Genomic DNA, 1,454 nt, shown 5'->3' with positions numbered 1-1,454 from the left:
CGTCATTGCGAGCGCAGCGAAGCAATCCAGACTGCCTCAGCGGATAGATCTCTGGATTGCTTCGCTGCGCTCGCAATGACGGAGGATAGGGCTCAGCCCGGAATCCTTACCGGCAACGACTCATATCCCTTGATGAAGCTGGAATAGATCCGCTTCGGTTCGCCGACCACATCGATGCGGTCGAAGCGCTTGAGCATCTCTTCCCAGACGATCTTGAGCTGGAGCTCGGCGAGCCGCATGCCGACGCAGCGGTGGATGCCGAAGCCGAAGGAGAGATGGGTGCGCGGCCGCGGACGGTCGATGATGAACTCCTCGGGCCGGTCGATCACCTCCTCGTCGCGGTTGCCGGAAACGTACCACATCACGACGCGGTCGCCCTTCTTGATGTGCTTGCCGCCGATCTCGGTGTCCTGGAGCGCGGTGCGCCGCATATGGGCGAGCGGCGTCTGCCAGCGGATCACCTCCGGCACCATGGTGTCGATCAGCGCCGGATTGTTCCGCAGCTTCTCGTACTGGTCCGGGTTCTCGTTCAGCGCCAGCACCGAGCCGGTCATGGTGTTGCGGGTGGTGTCGTTGCCGCCGACGATGAGCAGGATGATGTTGCCCATGAGGTTGTCGGGGTCCATGAAGCGGGTGGCGTCGCTATGGGCCATCAGCGACAGCAGGTCGTTGCGCGGCGCGGAATTGACGCGCTCGTTCCACAGCCTGGACATGTAGGCGTAGCACTCGTCCATCTCGCGGCGGCGCTCCTCGGCCGACGCAACGATGCCGCTCTTGGGCAGCGCGGTCGCGACGTCCGACCAGCGCGTCAGCTTGCGACGCTCTTCCCAGGGGAAGTCGAACAGGGTCGCGAGCATCTGTGTCGTCAATTCGATCGAGACGCGCTCGACGAAGTTGAAGGTCTCATTGCGCGGCAGATTGTCCAGCACGGTCTGCGAGCGCTGGCGGATCAGTTTTGCGAGTTCGTCCAGATGGGTTGGCGTGAACATCGGCGACACGGTCTTGCGCTGCGCCGAATGCTGCGGCTGGTCCATGGCAATGAAGCTCGGCCAGTCATAGCCCTGCGGCACGTCGCGGATCCCGATGCCGCCGAGCGTCGAGTCGGAGGAGAAGGTGCCGTGATTGGTGTCGACATGCATGATGTCGTTGTATTTCACCACCGACCAGTAGGGCTCGATCGGCGCATTGGTGCAGTAATGCACCGGCTCTTCCTTGCGCAGCCGCTCGAACCAAGGCCACAGCGTGTCGTCCTGGAACAGCCGGGGCGCGCCGGGATGGAATTGCGAAAGCGGCGTCGCATAAGCCTCCTCGCGGGCCCTGCGCATGCGTTCGGCCTTGTCGGTTTTGACCGGAGTCTGAATGTTCATGTGATAGCTCCAGTGTTTGAATCGGGGCGCCGGACGCACTTCACCTCGCCCCGCTTGCGGGGAGAGGTCGGATCGCATCGTTAGATG

General features: G+C 62.9%; 1 protein-coding gene. It reads right to left on the bottom strand.

The window, feature by feature from the left end; translation table 11 throughout:
- Positions 1-92: 92 nt before the first annotated feature.
- Positions 93-1,367, bottom strand: coding sequence for a cytochrome P450 (locus tag ACXJL8_RS40910; protein ID WP_456623843.1), 1,275 nt, complete (start codon positions 1,365-1,367; stop codon positions 93-95).
- Positions 1,368-1,454 lie beyond the last annotated feature (87 nt).

The organism is Bradyrhizobium sp. P5_C11_2 (genome assembly GCF_054049755.1).
The sequence above is the reverse complement of the archived record's forward strand: the minus strand, read 5'-3'. Positions and strand labels throughout refer to the sequence as shown.